The organism is Anaeromyxobacter oryzisoli, assembly GCF_022690765.1.
Classification (GTDB): Bacteria; Myxococcota; Myxococcia; order Myxococcales; family Anaeromyxobacteraceae; genus Anaeromyxobacter; species Anaeromyxobacter oryzisoli.
On the sequence record NZ_JALCZA010000164.1, the window covers coordinates 1 to 1,540 of the forward strand.

1 protein-coding gene is annotated in these 1,540 nt (G+C 71.0%); it reads right to left on the bottom strand.

All coding sequences use genetic code 11. The features are described from left to right. Positions 1-72 precede the first annotated feature (72 nt). Positions 73-1,540 (bottom strand): IS66 family transposase (gene tnpC / locus MNZ27_RS23155; protein WP_242396424.1); only part of this gene is annotated, 1,468 nt, incomplete at its 5' end.

Sequence of the window (1,540 nt, forward strand, 5' to 3'; positions counted from 1 at the left end):
GTATCCGCCCGGCCGACCGCACGTAGCGGTCCGGCGGACCGGCGTGGGAGGCTTCGGCGAGTGCGAGTGGGATCAGGCTGCCGCGGCGCGCCGCGCAGCGGCCCAGTTGGGCGGGAGCAGCTCGCCGAGGCGGTGGTTGGGCCAGCCATCCGCGAGCTTCTGGAAGACGTCGGTGAGGTAGGCGAGCGGGTCGATGTCGGCCAGCATGCAGGTCGAGATCACGGTGTACGCGATCGCGGCCCGTTCTCCGCCCTGATCCGAGCCGGCGAAGAGATAGTTGTTCCTGCCCACGGCCACCTGGCGCAGCGCGCGCTCGGACGCCGTGTTGTCGATCGGCAAACGGCCGTCCTCGAGGAAGCGCTTCAGGCTCTCCCAGCGCGCGATGGCGTAGTAGCAGGCCTTGGCAAGCGGGCTCTTCGGCGGCTCCGCCTGGTAGGCGTCGGCGATCCACTTGCCGAGGGCGGCGAGGATCGATGGCGCCTCGCGCTGCCGGCGTTCGCGCCTCGCCTCGTGGGCCTCGCCCGCCTCGGTGGCGGCGCGCTCGATGTCGTAGAGCTTCGCGATGAGCTTGACCGGGGTGGCGGCGCGCAGGTCGCCGGCGTCGAGCGCCTCCACGAAGCCCCGCCGCGCGTGCGCCCAGCACGACACCTCGATCGCCGTGGCGCCCTCGCGCGTGAAGAGGTCCTGGTAGCCGCCGTAGCCGTCCACCTGGAGCCAGCCCTTGCGAGCGGCCAGGAAGCTCTGCGGCCATTCTCCCTTCCAGTCCGGCGTGTAGACGAAGGCGCTCCACTGCCCGTCGCCCAGGTACACCCACAGGTGTCCGCGCTTCACGCCGTTGGGATGGTCCTTGTCGAGCACCTTGATGCCGGTGTCGTCGCTCTGGAGCAGGTGCGCCTCGATCGCCTTTCGCCAGATCGCCCTCGCGATCGGCTCGAGCCCGTCGGTCCCCGCCGCGACCCAGTCGCCCAGCGTGGAGGAGTTCAGGTGCACGCCACTCCGCTCGTAGATCCCGGAGAGCCGGTTGAGCGGGAGATGATCCTTGTACTTGGAGACCAACACGTGGGCGAGGAGCCCCGGGCCCGGCAGCCCGCCGTCGATGGGCTTGGCGGCCGGCGGCGCGATCACCACCCCCTCGCCGCACTTGCGGCACGCCAGCTTCGGCCGGGCGTACTCGATCACCTTGAAGGTAGCCGGCACGAACTCGAGCACCTCGCTCCGCTCGTGGCCGATGCACGCCTTCTCCTCGCCGCAGATCGCGCAGGCCCGCTCCTTCTCGGCCGGCTCGAGCACGACCTCCTCTCGCGGCAGGTGCGCCGGTAGGCGGTTCCGTCCGTGCCCCTGGAGCGGCCGCGGCTTCGGCGCGGGGATGGGCGCGTCGGGGCCGGGGGTGGTCGCCTCCAGGATCGCCGCCACCGCCTCGTCGATCTGCTTAGACTCGGCCTGGGCCTGGGCGATGAAGAGCGCGAGCTGATCGGGGTCCACCTTCTCGGACCGCTGGCCGAACTGGTGCTTGCGGAGCTTCATGACTTGAAGCTCCAGC